At 72.8% G+C, this 19041-nt stretch carries 18 protein-coding genes; 7 read left to right on the top strand and 11 right to left on the bottom strand.

What is annotated here, in order from left to right:
• Nucleotides 1-35: 35 nt before the first annotated feature.
• Nucleotides 36-476: a nuclear transport factor 2 family protein gene (locus ACFY32_RS13250; protein WP_390674225.1), complete on the bottom strand. Its 441-nt coding sequence runs from the start codon at nt 474-476 to the stop codon at nt 36-38.
• Between the two features lie 223 nt (nt 477-699).
• Between ACFY32_RS13250 and ACFY32_RS13245 the strand changes: the two genes are divergently transcribed.
• The 3 genes from ACFY32_RS13245 to ACFY32_RS13235 all read left to right on the top strand — a co-directional run bounded on the left by ACFY32_RS13245 (nt 700) and on the right by ACFY32_RS13235 (nt 3144).
• Nucleotides 700-1431, top strand: coding sequence for a 3-keto-5-aminohexanoate cleavage protein (locus ACFY32_RS13245; protein ID WP_390674224.1), 732 nt, complete (start codon nt 700-702; stop codon nt 1429-1431).
• A gap of 89 nt (nt 1432-1520) precedes the next feature.
• Nucleotides 1521-2117, top strand: a complete 597-nt coding sequence (locus ACFY32_RS13240; protein ID WP_390674223.1) for a helix-turn-helix domain-containing protein — start codon at nt 1521-1523, stop codon at nt 2115-2117.
• 121 nt (nt 2118-2238) lie between these two features.
• Nucleotides 2239-3144, top strand: coding sequence for a class I SAM-dependent methyltransferase (locus tag ACFY32_RS13235; RefSeq protein WP_390674222.1), 906 nt, complete (start codon nt 2239-2241; stop codon nt 3142-3144).
• A gap of 164 nt (nt 3145-3308) precedes the next feature.
• On the opposite strand, the gene ACFY32_RS13230 is transcribed toward ACFY32_RS13235, so the two are convergent.
• The 3 genes from ACFY32_RS13230 to ACFY32_RS13220 all read right to left on the bottom strand — a co-directional run bounded on the left by ACFY32_RS13230 (nt 3309) and on the right by ACFY32_RS13220 (nt 6654).
• Nucleotides 3309-4646: a vanadium-dependent haloperoxidase gene (locus ACFY32_RS13230; RefSeq protein ID WP_390674221.1), complete on the bottom strand. Its 1338-nt coding sequence runs from the start codon at nt 4644-4646 to the stop codon at nt 3309-3311.
• A 234-nt stretch (nt 4647-4880) separates the two neighbouring features.
• A complete protein-coding gene (locus ACFY32_RS13225) occupies nt 4881-5579 on the bottom strand; it encodes a B3/4 domain-containing protein (protein WP_390674220.1) in 699 nt (232 codons plus the stop codon).
• A 238-nt stretch (nt 5580-5817) separates the two neighbouring features.
• Complete coding sequence (locus tag ACFY32_RS13220) at nt 5818-6654, bottom strand: EamA family transporter (protein ID WP_390674219.1); 837 nt, start codon at nt 6652-6654, stop codon at nt 5818-5820.
• Nucleotides 6655-6802: 148 nt separating this feature from the next.
• On the opposite strand from ACFY32_RS13220, the gene ACFY32_RS13215 reads away from it, so the two are divergent.
• Complete coding sequence (locus ACFY32_RS13215) at nt 6803-7378, top strand: helix-turn-helix domain-containing protein (RefSeq protein WP_390674218.1); 576 nt, start codon at nt 6803-6805, stop codon at nt 7376-7378.
• A 42-nt stretch (nt 7379-7420) separates the two neighbouring features.
• Here the strand turns inward: ACFY32_RS13215 and ACFY32_RS13210 are convergent, their stop codons facing one another.
• Complete coding sequence (locus ACFY32_RS13210; RefSeq protein WP_390674217.1) at nt 7421-8293, bottom strand: aldo/keto reductase family oxidoreductase; 873 nt, start codon at nt 8291-8293, stop codon at nt 7421-7423.
• A gap of 132 nt (nt 8294-8425) precedes the next feature.
• Here ACFY32_RS13210 and ACFY32_RS13205 point away from each other — a divergent pair, with 132 nt between their 5' ends.
• Nucleotides 8426-8863: a winged helix-turn-helix transcriptional regulator gene (locus tag ACFY32_RS13205; protein WP_390674216.1), complete on the top strand. Its 438-nt coding sequence runs from the start codon at nt 8426-8428 to the stop codon at nt 8861-8863.
• A gap of 174 nt (nt 8864-9037) precedes the next feature.
• On the opposite strand, the gene ACFY32_RS13200 is transcribed toward ACFY32_RS13205, so the two are convergent.
• The 5 genes from ACFY32_RS13200 to ACFY32_RS13180 all read right to left on the bottom strand — a co-directional run bounded on the left by ACFY32_RS13200 (nt 9038) and on the right by ACFY32_RS13180 (nt 14599).
• Nucleotides 9038-9775: a formylglycine-generating enzyme family protein gene (locus ACFY32_RS13200; RefSeq protein ID WP_390674215.1), complete on the bottom strand. Its 738-nt coding sequence runs from the start codon at nt 9773-9775 to the stop codon at nt 9038-9040.
• Between the two features lie 178 nt (nt 9776-9953).
• On the bottom strand, nt 9954-10931 hold the full coding sequence (locus ACFY32_RS13195) for an NAD(P)H-dependent flavin oxidoreductase (RefSeq protein WP_390674214.1): 978 nt from the start codon (nt 10929-10931) through the stop codon (nt 9954-9956).
• Between the two features lie 9 nt (nt 10932-10940).
• The gene (locus ACFY32_RS13190; RefSeq protein ID WP_390674213.1) at nt 10941-12083 is read right to left on the bottom strand and encodes an acyl-CoA dehydrogenase family protein; all 1143 of its coding nucleotides are present in this window, start codon (nt 12081-12083) and stop codon (nt 10941-10943) included.
• 39 nt (nt 12084-12122) lie between these two features.
• Nucleotides 12123-12743 carry a TetR/AcrR family transcriptional regulator gene (locus tag ACFY32_RS13185; protein WP_390674212.1) on the bottom strand — a complete coding sequence of 207 codons (621 nt, stop codon included), beginning with the start codon at nt 12741-12743 and terminating at the stop codon, nt 12123-12125.
• 38 nt (nt 12744-12781) lie between these two features.
• Nucleotides 12782-14599 (bottom strand): AMP-dependent synthetase/ligase, encoded by a 1818-nt coding sequence (locus ACFY32_RS13180; RefSeq protein WP_390674211.1) that lies wholly within the window; start codon nt 14597-14599, stop codon nt 12782-12784.
• Nucleotides 14600-14822: 223 nt separating this feature from the next.
• Between ACFY32_RS13180 and ACFY32_RS13175 the strand changes: the two genes are divergently transcribed.
• Together ACFY32_RS13175 and ACFY32_RS13170 are read left to right on the top strand one after the other, a co-directional pair.
• A complete protein-coding gene (locus ACFY32_RS13175) occupies nt 14823-16031 on the top strand; it encodes an acetyl-CoA C-acetyltransferase (protein ID WP_390674210.1) in 1209 nt (402 codons plus the stop codon).
• Between the two features lie 49 nt (nt 16032-16080).
• On the top strand, nt 16081-18246 hold the full coding sequence (locus tag ACFY32_RS13170; RefSeq protein ID WP_390674209.1) for a 3-hydroxyacyl-CoA dehydrogenase NAD-binding domain-containing protein: 2166 nt from the start codon (nt 16081-16083) through the stop codon (nt 18244-18246).
• Here ACFY32_RS13170 and ACFY32_RS13165 read toward each other — a convergent pair.
• Nucleotides 18237-18896 (bottom strand): TetR/AcrR family transcriptional regulator, encoded by a 660-nt coding sequence (locus ACFY32_RS13165; RefSeq protein ID WP_390674208.1) that lies wholly within the window; start codon nt 18894-18896, stop codon nt 18237-18239. The two genes, ACFY32_RS13170 and ACFY32_RS13165, sit on opposite strands and share 10 nt — an antisense overlap.
• Nucleotides 18897-19041 lie beyond the last annotated feature (145 nt).

Here is a 19041-nt window from a genome sequence, read left to right as displayed (position 1 = left end):
GTGCGACTTGATCACTGGTGGATCGGGCACGGCTCTTACGGAGTGCAGGCTTCGGCTATCGACAGGCTGTTCTCGTAGAGCCGGTGCCCGGTGATCCTGCCGCCCTCGACGGTGAGGTGCAGTGCGAACGGGCCCTCGAAGGACTTCCCCGTCGCGCGTACGGTCCCCGACACGTGCCCCGTCAGGACGGCGTCGGTGCCGTCGACGAGGAAGGTGTCGACGCAGGCCCGAGCGTCCTCGGGCACGGTGTGTTCCATCAGCTCCGTGAACTGGGCGGCGCACTCGGCGGCGGTGGAACGCGGGCGTATCCACGGCACGGCGGGGTTCTCGGCGAGCTGCCAGTCGACCTCGTCCGCGAAGACCGCGGTGAGCCGTTCGGTGTCCCCGGCCAGTCGCGCGGCGAGGAACTCCCGCACGACCGCCCGGGTGGCCTCGGACGTGGAAGGTGCGGCGGTGGCGCTGGACTCGGCGGTCATGACACTCCTCGTGACTGCGGTGGGCCCCCGGCGGGATTCCGTCGATGTGCCAGATCCTGCCGGTGGGAGGGGAATCGGTCGATGACTTCCGAGGTAATGGGCGAGCGGTGGGGAGGAGGGGCGCGCCTCCTCCCCCGCCGCTGGCCCGCGCGGTGGCCACCTTTCCCCTCGGGTCCCCTCACCCACCGGCTCCCCCAGGGGCGCGACCTGCGAGGATGGCGTCATGCTGCAGGTCTGTCCCAACGGTGCGCGAAGCCGCGCCGAGTGCGCCCATCTGCCGGTGACCGCCGACGAGTTGGCGTCGGCGGCCCTCGCGGCCGTCGCCGCCGGCGCCGAGGACGTCCATCTGCACCCCAAGGACCGCGACGGACACGACACCCTGGAGGCCGCCGCCGTCGCCGCCGCGGTCGGCGCGGTACGGGCCGCGGTCCCGGGTGTGCCCGTCGGGGTCACCACCGGTGCCTGGGCCACGCCGGACCCCGAGGTCCGGGCCGCGCAGGTGCGGGCCTGGACCGTGCTGCCCGACCACGCCTCCGTCAACTGGCACGAGGAGGGCGCCGCCCAGGTCGCCGCCGCTCTGCTGGAGAGGGGCGTCGGCATCGAGGCCGGGGTGTACTCCGGCACTCCCGCGGCACGGCGGTTCCTGGACTGGCCCGCGTCCCACCGGGTCCTGCGCGTCCTGGCCGAGGTCACCGAGACCGACCCGCAGGACGCCGTCCACGCCGCGACCCGCCTGCTGGACGCGCTCCGGCCGGCCGCCACGCCGATCCTCCTGCACGGCGAGGACGACGCCGCCTGGCCGGTGCTGCGGCTGGCGGCCTCCCGCGGCCTGGACACGCGGATCGGCCTGGAGGACGTACTCCACCTGCCCTGCGGCACCCCCGCACCGAGCAACGCCGCCCTCGTGCGCGCGGCACGCGGGATCATCCGGGGCACACCACCGGTGACGCCGTAACGCCTGGTGACGGCGTTGGGACCGTCGTGGTTACGGCGGTCGGGTCGCGGCGACCGAGGGGATTGCACGGCAGGCATACGATGTTGCTCATGACGCAAGATGACGGCGACCTGGACAGCCTCGTACGCAAACGGGTCCGCGCCCTGCGAGTGGCGCAGGGCTGGTCTCTGGAGGAACTGGCCACCCGGGCCCACCTCAGCCAGTCCTCACTGAGCCGCATCGAGAACGGTCAGCGCCGCCTCGCGCTGGATCAACTGGTCACGCTCGCCCGCGCCTTGGACACCACGCTCGACCAGCTCGTGGAGACCGCCGACGACGACGTGATCACCAGCCCGGTGATCGACGGCGCCCATGGCGCGATGCGCTGGCTGGTGAAGGGCGACCCCGGGATGAGCGTGGTGCGCCGGCGCATGACCGAACCACCGCCTGAGAACCTGGCCCGCATGCGCGCCCACCCGGGCCGCGAATGGCTCGTCGTCCTGTCCGGCACCGCGATCCTCATGCTCGGCCACCGCCGCTACCGCGTCGAGACCAACCAGGCCGCCGAGTTCCCGACGATGATGCCGCACGCGATCGGGGCCGACGGCGGGCCGTGCGAGATCCTGGGCATCTTCGACCGCGACGCGCGCCGCGGACACCAGCGCGAGGGCAACGACGGCGGCGGCACGCAGGACGCCGGTGACTGACGGCCGGGGTGAGAGCGGCGCGGCGGCGGTCCTTTGCGCGTCGGGCAACACGCACGCCCATCTTCTTGCGTAGACCGGGAGCCGCCATGCTGCTCACGCATGTCGGCCCTACCGTGGAAGCATGCCCCCAACCCAGCCGCACAGCCCGCACCACACCGACAGCCACAGCCACGGACACAGCCACAGCCACAGCCACGGACACAGTCACCAAGAGCAGGACCCCGAAGGTCTGGCCGAGATCCTCGACCTGGACGCCGAGGTGCTCGCCGAGCACATCGCCTCCATCACCGCGCGGCTGCCCCTGCGGACCGCCCCGCGCCAGATCGTGGACCTGGGCTGCGGCACGGGCACCGGCACCTTCGCCCTCCTCGACCGCTTCCCCGAAGCGCATGTCACCGCCGTCGACACATCCGCCGGACACCTCGCGCACCTGCGCACGAAGGCCTGCGCCCGGGGTCTTGAACAGCGCGTACGCACCGTGCGGGCCGACCTGGACGACCCCGTCTGGCCCGACCTCGGCGCACCCGACCTGGTGTGGGCGTCGGCCTCGATGCACCACATGGCCGACCCCGACCGCGCGTTGCGCGCCGTCCGTGACGTGCTCGCGCCCGGTGGTCTGTTCGCCGTCGTGGAGCTGGCCGGCCAGCCCCGCTTCCTGCCCGAGGACGCTCCCGGGGACCGGCCCGGCCTGGAGGAGCGCGTCCACGCCGCGGCCGACCGCCTCCAGGCCGGGCACCTGCCCCACCGCGGCGCCGACTGGGGCCCGATGCTGACCGCCGCCGGCTTCACCGTCGAGGACGAGCACACCGTCGCCGTGCGCATCGAGGGCGCACGCGACGAAGCGATCGGGCGCTACGCCCTCGGCGTCCTGCGACGCGTCCGCGGCGCCGTCGCCGACGGTCTGGCCCCCGAGGACCTCGGCGCCCTCGACCGGCTCCTCGACACCGACGGCCCGCACAGCGTCCTGCGCCGCGACGACCTGACCGTACGTACCGAACGCACCGTCTGGGCCGCCCGCCGCGTCTGATCCGACCGGGCCCCCGCGTTCCGGCCGGGACGCGCCCGGGTCGGGCCCCGGCGGGCTTTCGCCCTGGTCGAGGCCCGGCCCGGTCGGCCGCGTGAGTCACACCGCCGGCTCCGTCACCCGGTCCCGGGCGCGGGGCGCGTGCGGTGGCTCAGCACGTCACGGTCTCAGAGCGGCCGCAGCTCGTTCTGTACGACGTACGTTCCGACGTTGCGCCCGAGTTGGAGCCCGTCGACGGCGTCCCAGCGGTAGTGCACGCCGAGCCAGAGGCGGCTGTTGGCGTCCTCCTCGGCGGCCTGCCTGAAGCTGCTGAACGCGCGGTTCTTGACCGGCGACTTGGGGTCGTCGGTGGACGCGGTGAACGGGATCTGACCCGTGTCGAAGACGTCCGTCAGCACCGCCTCCCAGGCACCGGCGAAGGTCGCGTGGCCGGACGCCCAGGCGGGGAAGCACGGTGTGCTGCCCAGGGGCTGCCAGGCCGGGTCGTTCAGGCCCACCTGGACGGCCGAGACCGGGCGCCACAGGTCGATCGGCGTCTCGTACTTCACGTCCCACTCGGCGATGGCCCCGTCCGCCATCGCCAGCGAGACGAGCGCGAACAGCCGGGCGGTCGGGTACTCGTCGAGGTTCCGCTGGGTGGCGATGGTCCGGGTCATGTCGAGGATCTGTCCCGGGGGCTTGTAGGTGCCGTCCGCGTCGTTGGCCCAGAACCAGGCCGCCGCGGTCTGGTCGGTGGTGCGTTCGGTGGAGTTCACCGATCCGAGCCTGCGCACCTCGTCGACCTGGGCCCGGTAGGCGGGGCTCGCCAGCAGGGCTTCGTACGTGCCGTAGGTCTCCGGCGTCGAGGGCCGGAACTGCGTGGCGGAGGTGAGGGAGAAGGGGCGTACCAGTCCCCACTTCGGGTCGACGGCGTCACCGTCGGCCGTGCAACCGGCACCGCCGGTGGGCCGCCAGGCGCCGGGCTTGTTCTCCGAGGTGTACGACCCGCCCTCGTTCGAGCGGTCGGAGTACCGGTTGTTCCACATCCGCTCGGCGATCGGCTCGGCCACCAGCGGTTTCAGGATGTCGAAGTCGGTCCACTCGTGGCCGAACCGCTCCTTGAAGCGGGTGTTGATGAGCGTCTGCTGGCCGGGGAAGAGCCGTACCAGGAGGTTGCGCGCGGTGTGCCCGATGACCCGCTCTTCCTCCTGGGGCCCTTCCAGCAGGGGCGCGCCGGAGTACTTCGGCGCCTCCAGGTACGGCTCGTACTGCAGGGTGTGCCAGGTGCGCTGGTAGGCGCTCTCCGCGTCGTAGATCGCGGCGTTCATCATCGCGGCGGCTCGGGCGAGCGGGCCCGGACCCACCCTCACCTGCCGTTTGAAGACGTCCATCAGCACCGCGTTCCAGTACTGCACGGGACGGCCGTCGAAGGTGTCGGCCCGCGCGGCCGAGGCCGCGGCGGCGGCGGCGGAGGGGGCGGTCACGGACAGCGGGGCGAGGAGCGCGGCCAGCACGACGGACAGCACCAGCCCCGATCTTCGGCTCCGGCGCCTTCCTCTTCCTCGTAACGCTTTCCAGGTTCCCACAGACATGCGTCACCCCTTGGTGTCAGGTCCGGCACGGAGTGTGCGGGACGGCCCCAAAGTATGTGGGGCTCCGGGCCCCGGCGACCTACGGAAAGCGGACTTCTCGGTAAACCCCTGCGGTACGCGGAGGTTGTACTGCAACTTGCGCGGTACCGCTGTTGCCGCCGGGTGGCGTCAGGCAGGAGTGCCGGGGCCGAGGTGACGCACGGCGGTGTCGTCGGCGTGCGGGGCGAGCAGGTCCCGCAGTTCGGCCGCCGCGGTCCGCAGGAGCCGGCCGTCGCGGGCGGCGTGGAGGGTCTCCAGGACGAAGGCGACGTGGGTGGAGTCCTCGGTGACGCGGGTGCGGTGGGCGTCGCGGTGGTTCCAGTGCCGGGTCAGCACGTCGGTGGTGTCGACGTAGACGACCTCGCCGGGCTTCGGGTGTTCGACGGTGTCGGGTTCGCCGAGCGGGGTGAAGGTCTCGCCGCCGTCGGCGTACCGGATCTCCACGTCACCGGTGACCCGGTCGAGGTCGAAGGCGCCGGCGGGCAGGCCGTGGCGGACGGAGACGCAGTTGTACGAGTCCACGGCCGGGTTGATGCGGGGCAGCGTGCCCTTCTTGGCGAGGCGGCGGCCGAGGGCGTCGACGCTGGGCCGGGTGCGGCGCGGGTTGGTGCCGAAGGACCGGTAGGCGGTGTGCCACGCCTCGATGCGCGGGTCGTTCTCGTCGGCGGGCTGCCAGGTGCCGTCGGCGAGTCGCCGTTCCAGGTCCTCCAAGGCGGCGGCGGTGGCGGGCCAGGGTTCGCGGCCACGCAGACCGGTGGCGGTGACGACGGCGATGAGGGTGCCGGGGAAGGCGTCGGCGACGGCGGGGCCGATACGGAAGGTGGTCATCGGGGAGGGTCCGTTCCGGGTGGGTCGAGCGGGGCGGGTGGGGCAGGCGGGAGGGCGGGGTCGGGTCAGGGCTTCCAGGGGCCGGGGCGGGATGCGGGACGGGGTGCGGGGCGGGCGCGGGGGCGGACGGCGATCGCGGGGGCGTCCTCGCCTGTCGGCGCGGGCGTCGAGGCCGACGGCGTCACCGCGGTGTCCGGACCACGAGGGGAGGGCGAGCAGGCCGGCGGCGTCCACGTCGTCAGGTGACGGCGAGGAGGCCGACGGCGACCGCGGCGGTGCCCAGGCCGATGAGCTGGCCGCGGGCGACGCGTTCGGCGAGGACGCCGCGGGCGAGCAGGACGGTGCCCGCCGGGTACAGGGCGGTGATGACGGCGACGACGGCCAGGTCACCGCTGCGGGCGGCGAGCAGGAACAGCAGGTTGGCCACCGAGTCCAGCACACCGGCCGCCGCCGACACCGCGTACGCGGGCCGCTCCGGGCCCAGCCTCCGGTACATCAGGCCGGCCGCGGCCAGCGTGACCGCCGAGGAGACGGCACGGCCGATGATCAGCGGGCCGACGCCGCTGTCGGCGGGCGCCTGGTGCAGGAAGACCAGTTGCAGGGCGATGGCGGCCCCGGCGCCGAGGGCCAGCAGCAGCGCGGTGCGCGACGGGCGGGCGCCGCCGGCGCCGTGTCCGGCGCTGACCAGCACCACGGCGACCAGGGCCAGCGGCAGGCCGATCGTCCCGGTCAGGCCCAGGTGCTCGCCCTGCAGCAGCCCGACGGCGACCGGCAGCATCGCCGAGACGAGCGCGGTGACCGGGGAGAGGACGTTCATCGGGCCGATCGCGAGCGTGCGGTAGAGCAGGGCGAACGCGGCGGCCGAGGCGACGCCCGAGGCGGCGCCCCAGCCGAGCGTGGCGGGGGCGAAGGAGGCGCCGAGGACGGGCCACAGCAGCAGCTCGACGGTGAGCGAGGCCGGGGCGGCGACCAGGACGGTCCGCAGGACATGGGCCCGGCGGGCGCCCAGACCGCCGAGGAAGTCGGCGCAGCCGTAGGCCAGTGAGCTGCCCAGGGCCAGCAGCAGAGCGATCACGGGGTCATCCCTTACGTTCAATGGAACGACCACACCGTACAACGCATCGACCGAAGGACGTCAACCGAACGACCGCGCGGTGCAGTGCGGTGACTCAATGCGTGAAACGGTGTGGTGCGGTGACCCATTGCGTGAAGAGGTGACAGCGATGACCGGGACCGAGGCGGCGCTGCGGACGCTCGCCCACAACGTCCGCTCGGCCCGGACCCGCGCCGGGCTGTCCCTGGACGAACTCGGCCGCCGCGCCGGGGTCAGCAAGGGCGCCCTCGTGGGACTGGAGAAGGCCCAGGGCAACCCGAACTTCGCCACCCTGGTCCGCCTCGCCGACACCCTCGGCGTCTCCGTCTCCGCCCTGCTGGAAGGCCGCCCCGAGGAACGCGTCCGGGTGGTGAGCGCCGACGCCGTGCTGCCGCTGTGGAAGGGAAAGCGCGGCAGCGAGGCCCGGCTGATGCTGACCACCAGCGGGCCCGCCGCCACCGAGGTCTGGCGCTGGACGCTGGAGCCGGGCGAGGAGTACCCCAGCCACCCCCACCAGGCCGGGGTGACCGAGACCGTCAGCGTCACCGCCGGACGGATGGTGCTCGTCGTCGACGGCACCGAGTACCCGCTGGAGGCCGGGCAGACGGCCACCTTCGACGGCGACACCTCCCACACCTACCGGGGCTCGGGCACCGGGACCTGCCACCTCATCATGACCGTCCATCTGCCGCCGGGGCCCGCGTAAGGGCGCCGGGCGGCGCGGAGCCGGTCCTTCCCCGCTCGTCGTTCAGCGGCCGATGCCGTCCAGTTCGGCCACGTCCTCCTCGGAGAGGGCGAGCCCGGCGCCCGCGATGTTCTCGCGCAGGTGGGCGACGGACGACGTACCGGGGATGAGCAGGATGTTCGGTGAACGCCGCAGCAGCCAGGCCAGCGCGACCGACATCGGCGTCGCCTCCAGCCTCTCCGCGACCCGCGAGAGGGCCGCCGACTGCAGCGGCGTGAAGCCGCCCAGGGGGAAGAACGGGACGTAGGCGATGCCGTCGGCGGCGAGCCGGTCCACGAGGTCGTCGTCGTGGCGGTGGGCCAGGTTGTACAAGTTCTGCACGCACACGACCGGGGCGACGGCGCGCGCCTCGGCGACCTGCTCCTCGGTGACGTTGCTGACGCCGAGGTGCCGGATCAGGCCCTCGCGCCGGAGGCCGGCGAGCGTCTCGAACGCCTCGGCGATCGAGCCGGGCCGGGGGCCCTGGGCGTCACCCATGCGCATGTTGACCAGGTCGAGGGTCTCGACGCCGAGGGATTCGAGGTTCTCGTGCACCTGCTTGCGCAGGTCTTCCGGGCGCCGGGCCGTGGGCCAGTTGCCCTGCGCGTCGCGGGTGGCGCCGACCTTGGTGGCGATGAACAGCGACTCCGGGTAGGGGTGCAGCGCCTCGCGGATCAGCTCGTTCGTGATCCGCGGTCCGTAGGCGTCGCTGGTGTCGATGTGGGTGATCCCGCGGTCGACCGCCTCCCGCAGCACGGCCAGGGCGCCGTCGCGGTCGGCGGGCGGTCCCATCACCCACGGGCCCGCGAGCTGCATCGCGCCGTAGCCGAACCGGGTGACCGTCGAGTCGCCCAGCGTCCAGGTGCCGCCGGGAAGAGGCGTGGAGGACGTGCTCATCACAGTGCCTTTCACTTCTTTTCGGGGGGTGGTGTCTCCGCCCCCCACGCACCAGTGTTGGTGGCTTACTCTCTATCGGGAAGTAGGCACTCTGAAGTGCGTAACGAACCCGGAGAGCGAGAGGCGTGATCCATGGCGACGACGGCGAAGGCCGACGAGAAGGCGCGGGCCAAGGCGGAGTACGACGCGTTCCTCGCGATGTGCCCCAGCCGCCAGCTCCTCGACCGGGTCTCGAACAAGTGGGTCGTCCTGATCCTGTGCGCGCTGGGCGGGGACGCGTCCGCGCAGCCCGGCGCCTCCCCCGCCCCGAGGGCGATGCGGTACTCCGAACTCGCCCGGCTGCTGTCCGGCGTCAGCCAGAAGATGCTGACCCAGACCCTGCGCGCCCTGGAACGCGACGGCCTGCTCACCCGCACGGTGACTCCCACCGTCCCGGTCACCGTCACCTACGAACCGACCGACCTGGGCCTCTCGCTGTACCACCTGACACGCGGGCTCAGGCAGTGGGCGCAGACCCACATGGACGAGGTCCTCGCCCACCGCGAGACGCACGACGCGCGGGCTTCCTGAGAGGGAGAAGTCCGTTCCGCGGTCATTGCGATCACCGGCGTGATGGCGGCGGGCAACTCCACCGTGGCCGGACTGCCGGCCGGACCGGACGGTCGCGGCCATCCTCGACGCCCTCCCCGCCGCCCGCGCAGGGGAGGACTGCCCCGGGCCCGCTCCGGGAGACGGTGTCCGGTGCTACGCGGCCGGTGCCGCCAGGCGGAAGCCCACGCCGATCGCTGACAGGTCCCGCTCGTACGCCCCGTGCCGGCGGGCGCACCGGGCCAGGTCGCGGTCGTGGCGGAACGCGCCGCCGCGGGTGATGTGCCGGTCGAAGGCCCAGTCCTCGGCGGCCGGCACCTCGGCGGGCGCGCCCGGGTAGGGGGCGTAGAGGGTAGCGGTCCACTCGTCGGCGTTGCCCGCCATGTCGAGCACCCCGAACGGGCTGGCGCCCCCGGGGAAGGAGCCGACCGGCGTGGTGGTGCCGATGCCGAGGTCGACCAGGTTGGCCAGGCCGGTGCGGTACTCGTCGCCCCACGGGAACTCCCGGTCGTCGTCGCCCCGCGCCGCGCGCTCCCACTCGTCCTCCGTGGGCAGCCGGACCTCGACACCGCCGAGCCGCTCGCCGAGCCATCGGCAGTAGCCGGTCGCCGCCTCCCAGGTGACCCCGGTGACCGGGTGGTCCGCCGGTGCCTGCGGGGCCTGCCGTCCGGTGGCGGCCGCGAAGCGGGCCCACTGGCCGGCCGTGACCGGGGTACGGGCGATCCGGAACGCCGGGACGTGCACTTCCGTACGCGGCGCTTCCTTCAGGTACCACTCCACCGGCACGCCGGTGTCCGCGTAGCGGCGGGCCACCTCGGCCACCTCCTCGACCGGCGTCCCCCGACGCAGCGTCCCGGCCGGGATCTCCACCCAGTCCACCTGCTCCACCACCATCGACTCCTCCTCGGTTCGTGCGGACGAGTCGAATGATCACCACTGCGGGCGGCCCTCGCATCGGTCCAGGGACCCGTCTCCACAGCGACCTTGGAACCAGGACGCCGGATCACGGTGCGGCTGTGGCCGGGTGGGGCGAGCGGTATGCGCCGATGGGCGCCCGGGGTGCGGCGCCGTGTCACTCACGCCGGCAGGCCGGAAGCAGGTGTTCGGTGATCAGGGTTTCGGCCTGGGTGACGACGCGCTGGACGACCTCGTGGACGGTCGGGATGTCGTCGATGAGGCCCTGGGCCATGCCGACGCTCCAGATGCCGGCGTCCAGGTCGCCGTCCTCGAACACCTTCCGTCCCCGTCTGCCTGCGACCAGTTCGCGGACGTCGGTGAAGTCGCCTCCGTCGGCGAGGACGCCGACGACCTCGCGGCTGACGGAGTTGCTCGCCACCCGGGCGGTGTTGCGCAGCGGGCGGAAGATCAGCTCGGTGTCGAGTTCGGTGTGGGCGACGATGCGTTCCTTGACGCGCCGGTGCACGGGGGCTTCCTCGGTGCACAGGAAGCGGGTGCCCATGCTGATGCCGTCGGCGCCCAGCGCGAGGGCGGCGACCAGGCCGCGGCCGTCGGTGAAGCCGCCGGAGGCGATCACCGGGACGGACAGCCGCCGGGTGGTCGCGGGGATGAGGACCAGGCCGGGGATGTCGTCCTCGCCGGGGTGGCCGGCGCATTCGAAGCCGTCGATGCTCACCGCGTCCACGCCGATCCTCTCGGCCTTCACCGCGTGCCGGACGCTGGTGCACTTGTGCAGCACCTTCACGCCGTGCGCGCGGAATTCAGGCAGGTGCTCCTCGGGGTCGGAGCCGGCCGTCTCGACGATTCCCACGCCGGACTCGATGATCGCCCGCCGGTACTCGTCGTACGGGGGCGGGGTGATCGACGGGAGGATGGTCAGGTTGACGCCGAAGGGGCGGTCGGTCATCTCCCGGCAGCGGGCGATCTCCTTGACCAGTGCTTCGGGGGTCGGCTGGGTGAGGGCCGTCAGGAAGCCGAGGGCGCCCGCCTCGGCGACGGCGGAGACGAGTTCGGCCCGGCCCACCCACTGCATGCCGCCCTGGACGATGGGGTGGCGCACGCCGAACGTCTCGCAGAACCGTGTGGTGGGCATCGCGCCGCCCTACAGTCCGTAGGTCTTGCCGATGATCTCCCGCTGGATCTCGCTGGTGCCGCCGTACACCGTGGAGACGACGGTCGAGCGGAGCAGTGCCTCCATGCCGTACTCGGTGGCGTACCCGTAGCCGCCCATCATCTGCATGCCCTCCAGGGTGATGTGCTTGGCGAGTTCGGTGCACTTGAGCTTGGCCATGGACGCCTCTCGGGCGAACACCCGGCCGGGCTCGGCGTCGATCGCGGCGGCCACGTCGTCCAGCAGCAGTCCGGCGCAGGCGAGTTCGGTGGCCATGTCCGCGATCCGGTGCTTGAGGGCCTGGAAGGAGCCGATGGGCCGCCCGAACTGCTCGCGCTGGCGTACATAGGCCACGGTGTCGTCGAACGCCCGCCGGGCCACGCCCAGCATCAGCCCGGCGAGGATCATGCGTTCCAGGTTCAGTCCGGCCATGAGCTGCGTCCAGCCCTGCCCCGGGGTGCCGACGACCGCGGAGTCGGGGACGAAGCAGTCGGTGAAGTAGAGGTCGTTGACGTCCTTGCCGCCCATGGTGTCGATGCCCCGGATGCGCAGGCCGTCGGCGTCCGTCGGCAGCATGAACTGGGTGAGGCCGTCGTGCTTGGACTCCCCCCGCCCCGTACGGGCGGTGAGCAGGATGTGGTCGGCGAAGTGCGCGTTGGAGCACCAGGTCTTCTGTCCGTTGACGAGGTAGCCGCCGTCCACGCGCTCCGCCCGGCAGGTGAGGGCGCCCACGTCGGAGCCGGCGCCCGGCTCCGACATGGAGACGGCCTCGACCCGGCCGGCCGTCACGCCTTGCAGCACCTCGCGTTTCTGCTCCTCGGTGCCGAACCTCTCGTACGCGGCGGCCGCGATGACGGTGGTGCCGAAGCCGCTGATGGGGGCCAGGCCGTAGGAGGTCTCCCGGAGGAACAGGCAGAGGTCCGTCATGCCCCGGCCCGCGCCGCCGTACTCCTCGGGGACGGCGATGCCGAGCCAGCCCAGGCCCGCCATCTTCTCGTACAGCTTCTGGTTGTGCTGTTCCTGGCCGTCGGCGGTCAGCTTGTCGCGCTGCTCCTTGGTTCCGCACTCGCGGCGGCAGAAGTCCGCGATCGCCTTGACCAGGTCGCGGCGTTCGTCCGACAGGGCTCGGGGCATGGCGTTCTCTCTCCTCGGCGAAGGCCGTGCGCGGCGCTCTCAGTCGTCGCGCAGGGCGGGGAAGACACTGTGCACCAGGTGGAGCACGGTGCGGGTCAGCATCACGTGCAGGTCGCTCCGGCTGAGGGTGCCGCGCACCAGCCATTCGCGGGAGGCCGCCTTCAGCATGCCGCCGTGCGCGCGGATCACCGCCCGGAGCTTCTGCCGGCCCTCGGTGACGTCGGTCATCATCACCGCTTCGAGGACGCGGTCGGTGGCGATCTCGTCGGCCTCCAGCATGATCCGGTCGATCTCCGGGTCGTTGCCCAGAGCCTCCAGGCCGATCGCGGAGAGCCACATCTCCCGGTTGCGTTCGACGACTTCCAGCCACCGGTCGACGCAGATCGACACCCGCTCCTCGGCGGTGGTCGGGGGCAGCCGGGCGGAGACGGAGGCCGGGACGACCATCATCTGCCGGACCACTTCCAGGTAGAGCTGCCGCTTGCTGCCGAAGTAGTGGCTGACGAGGGCGCGGGCCACGCCGGCCTCGGCGGCGATGTCCGACAGGGAGACGGTGGTGTAGCCGTCGGCTCCGAAGAGCCTGCGGGCGACGCCGAGGATCTCGGCCCGCCGGGCGTCGGGCTCCATCCGGCGTCGCTGGACCTGGCGTCGAGCGCCCATGCGGTGGTCTTCCTTTCCGTGGCGGCGATGTGCGGAACCTACGCGTACATCGACTCGATCGTGTCGGCGTGCAGGGTGTGCACGGCTCGGCGGCGCACGCTCAGCTTGGGGGTCAGCTCTCCGGACTCCGGGGTCCAGGGGCCGGCCAGGACGCGGTACTTCTTCACCTGTTCCGCGCGGGAGAGCACCGCGTTGGCCTCGGCGACGCACTGTCCCAGGGCCTCGGTCACCGCCGGGTGCCGGGCCAGCGCGTCGAGGCCGGCCCCGGTGATGCCGTGGGCCCTGGCCCAGAGCGGGGCCGTCTCCTCGTCGAGCACCAGCAGCGCGGTGACATAGCGCCGCCGGTCGCCGATGGCCACGGCGTGCGCGACCAGGGGGTGGGCCCGGAGCAGGGACTCGATGCGGGTGGGGGCGATGTTCTTGCCCCCGTCGGTGATGATGATCTCCTTCTTGCGGTCGGTGATGGTGACGAGTCCCCGCGCGTCCACCGTTCCGACGTCACCGGTGGGCAGCCAGCCCTCGGCGTCGGTGGCGGGCTCGACGCGGCCGTCGGCCTGGAGGTAGCCGGCGAGGACGACCGGGCCCCGGACGAGGAGTTCGCCGTCGGCGGCCTCCTTCACCTCGATGCCCGGACCGGGCCGGCCCACCGAGCCGAGCGCGAACGCCTCGGGGGTGCTGACGGTCGCCGCGCCGGTGGTCTCGCTCAGTCCCCACACCTCGTACACCGGCAGTCCCAGGCTCGCCCAGAACTCCAGGACGGCGGTGGGGATCGGGGCCGCGCCGCTGAAGGCCCTGCGGCAGTCGTCCAGTCCGATGGCCGCGCGCAGGGGGCGCAGCACCTCCGCGTCCGACTCCGCCAGTGGGCCGGTGAGTTCCGCGGGGAGGTCCTTGCCCGCGGAGCGCAGGCGGTACGCCTCCAGGGCCGTCTCGCGGGCCCGCGCCACCGCCTCGGCCCGCTCGGGCGGGAGGGCCGCGAGGTGCGCCTGGAGTCCGGCCGCGAGTTTCTCCCAGACCCGGGGTACGCCGAAGAAGCCGTGCGGGCGCACCGAGAGCAGGGTGGGCAGCAGGCGGTCGGGCGACGGGCAGATGGTGACGTGGCCGGCGTGGCAGATCGGCAGGTAGATCCCGAGCACCCGCTCGGCGATGTGCGCCAGCGGCAGGTACGCCACCGACCTCGGGTGGTCGGGGACCGGCACGAGGTGGTCCTGCATCAGGGACTCGTGGACGACGTTGCGGTGGGAGAGGACGACCCCCTTGGGGTCGCCGGTCGTGCCGGACGTGTAGACGAGGGCCAGCGGCTGGTCGGGGGTGGCGCTGTCAGTGAGCGCCTCGAAGGCGGCGTCGTCGGGCGGCGCGGCGCCGCGCACGGCGGAGTAGCTCACGAAGCGCGGGTCGTCGGCCGGGGCGGCGTCCCAGTCGAGGACGACGACGGCACGCAGCGCCGGCAGGTCCCGCAGCACCGGCTGCCAGCGCCGCATCTGTTCCGCGCCCTCCAGGACGAGGACGGTGGCCGCGCTGTGCCGGGCGACGGCCGCGATCTGGTCGGTGCTGAGGGTGTCGTAGGTGCTGCACGGCAGGGCGCCGACGTGGAGGGCGGCCAGGTCGGCGATCCAGTGTTCGGCCCGCTTGGACATCGCGATCAGCATGCGGTCGCCCCGGCGCAGGCCGAGCACGGTGAGGCCGCGGGTGAGGGCGGCGACCTCGGCGCGCAGTTGGGACCACGTCAGGGTGCCGGCGTCCGGTCCGATGCCGGTGGTCAGCGCGGGGCGCTCGGCGAACCGCCGGGCGTTGCGCCGCAGCAGGGCGGTGATCGTCTGTCCCTCGACGGACTGGTGCAGTTGCTCTGCTGTGGCCACGGCGGGCTCCCTCCATCGCGAACCGTGAGCGGGTTGCTGGGCGGTCCCACAGTGGGCCCGTTCTTGGCGGTCAGTCAATAGCTGGTGCAGAAGGAAGCCCGAGTATCGCCGTACAGCCTTATGCGGCAAGGCAATTGATGTTTGAGCAACCCTATTGACGCTGGGCCAATAGCGGTTCTTACTTGTCCCCACCGGAAACCGGCGGAGAGGACGTGCGAGGACAGTGGCCGAAGCATTCATCTACGACGCGATCCGCACCCCGCGCGGCCGGGGCCGGCGCGGTTCCCTGTACCACGTCAAACCGGTCTCCCTGGTGACGGGCCTGATCCGTGAGCTGCTCGGCCGCCACCCGGGCCTGGACCCCGCGCGACTGGACGACTTGCTGCTCGGTGTCGTCACCCCGGTCGGCGACCAGGGCATGAACATCGCCAAGACGGCGGCGCTGGCGGCGGGGCTGCCGGACCAGGTGGCCGGCGTCCAGCTCAACCGCTTCTGCGCCTCGGGGCTCGAAGCGGTCAACCTGGCCGCGCAGAAGGTCCGTTCCGGCTGGGAGCACCTGGTGCTCGCCGGTGGGGTCGAGTCCATGTCGCGGGTGCCGATGGGCAGCGACGGCGGCCCGATGGCCGCGGACCCGGAGACCGCCCTCGGTACGTACTTCGTGCCGCAGGGCATCGGCGCCGACCTGATCGCGACCGTCGAGGGCTTCACCCGCGAGGACGTGGACGCCTACGCGGTCCGTTCGCAGCGGCGGGCCGCGCGAGCGTGGTCCGGCGGTCACTTCGCGAAGTCCGTGGTCCCGGTCAGGGACCGCAACGGGGTCGTCGTGCTCGACCGGGACGAACACCTGCGCCCGGAGACCACGGCCGGGGCGCTGGGCGCGCTGAAGCCCTCGTTCGCCGACCTCGGCACCGCGGCCGGCTTCGACGCGGTGGCGCTGCAGAAGTACCACTGGGTGGAGCGCGTCGAGCACGTGCACACCGCGGGGAACTCCTCCGGCGTCGTGGACGGTTCGGCGCTGGTGCTGGTCGGTACGGAGCGGGCCGGGGCGCGGTGCGGGCTGGTGCCCCGGGCGCGCGTGGTGGCGGCCGCGGTCAGCGGCGCCGATCCGACGATCATGCTCACCGGGCCCGCCCCGGCCACCCGCAAGGCCCTGGACCTGGCCGGGCTGACGGTCGACGACATCGATCTGTTCGAGATCAACGAGGCGTTCGCGGCGGTCGTCCTGCGGTACGTCAGGGATCTCGGGCTGCCCTGGGAGAAGGTCAACGTCAACGGCGGCGCGATCGCCCTGGGGCATCCGCTCGGGGCCACCGGCGCGATGCTCGTGGGCACCGTCGTGGACGAACTGGAACGCCGGTCCGCGCGGCGGGCCGTGGTCAGTCTCTGCGCCGGCGGCGGCATGGGCATCGCCACCGTCGTCGAGCGGCTGTGACGCCCCCCCCTTCGGCCGAGCGACTCCCCCGGAAAGGAACGCGGTGACGATGCCGGAGCAGAACATGATCCGCTGGGAGCGGGGGTCCGACGGTGTCGTCCTGCTGACCATGGACGACCCGGACCACCCGGTCAACACGATGAACCAGACGTACGTGGACGCGATGCAGGCCACCGTCGCCCGACTGGAGGCGGAGCGGGAGCACATCAGCGGTGTCGTCCTCGCCTCCGCCAAGAAGAGCTTCTTCGCCGGTGGGGACATCGGGCTCATGAGCGCGGCGCGGCCGGAGGACGCCGCGGAGCTGACCGGGCTGTGCACGGTTCTGAAGTCCCAGTTGCGCCGCCTGGAGACGCTGGGCAGGCCGGTGGCGGCGGCCCTGAACGGCACGGCGCTGGGCGGCGGGTTCGAGATCGCGCTCGCCTGCCACCGGCGGATCGCCCTGGACGACCCCGACAGCCGCTTCGGCCTGCCCGAGGTGACGCTCGGGCTGCTGCCGGGCGCCGGCGGGGTCAGCCGTACCGTCCGTCTCCTGGGCCTCCAGGGCGCGCTGGCCGACGTCCTCCTCACGGGGCAGCGGTACACGCCCCGGCAGGCGCTGGCCAAGGGGCTGGTCCACGAGGTCGCCCGGACGGCCGAGGACACGCTCGCCCGCGCCAGGCAGTGGGTCCTCGCCCACCCCGGCGCCGCCCAGCCCTGGGACACCGAGGGCTTCCGCCTCCCCGGCGGCGATCCCTGCCACCCGGAGGTCGCCGCGCTGCTGCCGGCCCTCTCGGCCCGTCTGCGCGAGCGGCTCAAGGGCGCGGACCTGCCGGCCCCCCGCAACATCCTGGCCGCCGCCGTCGAGAGCGCGCAGGTCGGCATCGAGGCCGGGCAGCGGATCGAGACCGGCTACCTCGTGGAGCTGATGACGGGCCAGATCTCGGCCAACATGATGCGGGCGTTCTTCTCCGACCTGCGGCACGTCGCCTCCGGCGGCGGCCGGCCGCGCGGCTACCCGCGCCACACCGCGCACCGGGTGGGTGTGCTGGGCGCGGGCACGACGGGCGCCGGGATCGCGTACTGCTGCGCCCGCGCCGGCCTGACGGTGGTGCTGGAGGACGTCTCCCCCGGCACGGCGAGGAAGGGCAAGGACCGCTCGGGCAAGCTGCTGGCCGAGGCGGTGGCGGGTGGCCGGCTCTCCCGGGAGGAGGCCGAAGAGATCCTCGCGCGCATCCTGCCGACCGCCGATCCCGCCGACCTCGGCGGCTGCGACCTGGTGATCGAGGCGGTCTCCGAGGACCCCGGCCTGAAGCGGCGGGTGTTCGGCGAGATCGAGGACGCCGTGGCACCGGACGCCGTCCTGGGGTCGAACACCTCCAGCCTGCCGATCACCGGTCTGGCGCGGGGTGTCCGGCGCCCGGAGGACTTCGTCGGGCTGCACTTCTTCTCCCCCGTCGACAGGATGCCGCTGCTGGAGATCGTCGCCGGGGAGAAGACGAGCGAGCACACGGTGGCGAAGGCCGTGGACATCGCCCGGCAGCTCGGCAAGACGCCCGTCGTCGTGGGCGACGGCCGGGGCTTCTTCACCAGCCGGGTGATCTCCCGGTTCACCGACGAGGCCGTGGCGATGATCGGCGAGGGCCTGCCCGCCGCGTCGGTGGAGCAGGCGGGCTCCCAGGCCGGTTATCCCGTGCCGCCCCTGCGGCTGCTGGACGAACTGACCCTGACCCTGCCGCGCCGGATTCGCGAGGAGGCCAGGGCGGCGGCGTTGGCCGAGGGCGGGCGGTGGGTCCCGCACGGTTCGGAACCGGTCGTCGACCGCATGATCGACGAGTTCGGCCGGGGCGGACGCGCCGCGGGCGCCGGGTTCTACGCGTACACCGGGGGCCGGCGGACCGGCCTGTGGCGCGGGCTGCGCGAGCACTTCGCCGTGCCGGGGCGGACGATCCCCTTCGCGGACATGAAGGAACGGATGCTGTTCGCCGAGGCGTTGGAGGCGGTCCGGTGCCTGGACGACCAAGTGCTGCGCTCGGTGCCGGACGCCAACGTCGGCTCGCTGCTGGGCATCGGCTTCCCCGCCTGGACCGGCGGCGTCCTGCAGTACGTCAACGGCTACCCCGGCGGGCTGCGGGGCTTCGTGGCACGGGCCGGGGAGCTGGCCGGGCGGTACGGGGACCGGTTCGCGCCTCCCCCGTCCCTGGTGGAGCGGGCGGAGAGGGGCGAGCCCTACGCGTGAGGCGGGTGCGCCGGCGTGAGCATCGGCACGAGGAACCGGCGGGCCAGGGCACGCACCTGCTCGTCGTCGTCGAGGTCGATCACATGGCTGGGAATGACCAGGAACGACGCCGAGACACGGACCATCATCTCGGCGACCAGGTCCACCTCCACGTCGTCGGCGATGTTGCCCGCGCGCTGCTCCTGGGCGAGCCGCGAGGCGACGAACTGCCGGACCACGGCCAGGGTGCGCCCGCCGTCACTGGTCATGGACGGTACGACCGCGTCCGGCTCGACGGCCATCAGACCGCCGATCAGACGGTTGTGCCGGATGGCCCTGAGCGAACTGGCGAAGCCCACGACCACCCGGTCGGCCACGGTCTCGGCCTCCTGGACGTCCACGATGAACCGGTCGAAGTACCGCCGGAACTCCCGCCGTACGACCTGCTCGACCAACTGGTCCTTGGTGGCGAAGCGGCGGTAGACGGTGATCCGGGAGACACCGGCCAGCCTCGCCACGTCCGCCATGGTCGAGCGTTTGATGCCCATGCGGCAGAACTGCTCGTAGGCGGCGTCGAGCAGCTTGGCCGACGTCTCGTCCGCCAGATCCGCGCCCTCGACGGCCTCGGCGAACGCGCTCTCCAGCACGGACGGGGCTCCGGGCGACCTCATGAGCGACGACAGGACAGGTTCCACGACTGCCTCCGGGATTCGGTGAAGCCCCTGGCGTTCACGGCGCGCATGTGCTCCCCTGATGAAACAACGAAGCACGATGTGTTTCATCGTACCAACCCCTACGGCAGTCCCGGAGAACTCA

This window comes from Streptomyces sp. NPDC000134, from assembly GCF_042899225.1.
In the GTDB taxonomy this organism is placed as follows: domain Bacteria; phylum Actinomycetota; class Actinomycetes; order Streptomycetales; family Streptomycetaceae; genus Streptomyces.
The sequence above is the reverse complement of the archived record's forward strand: the minus strand, read 5'-3'. Positions and strand labels throughout refer to the sequence as shown.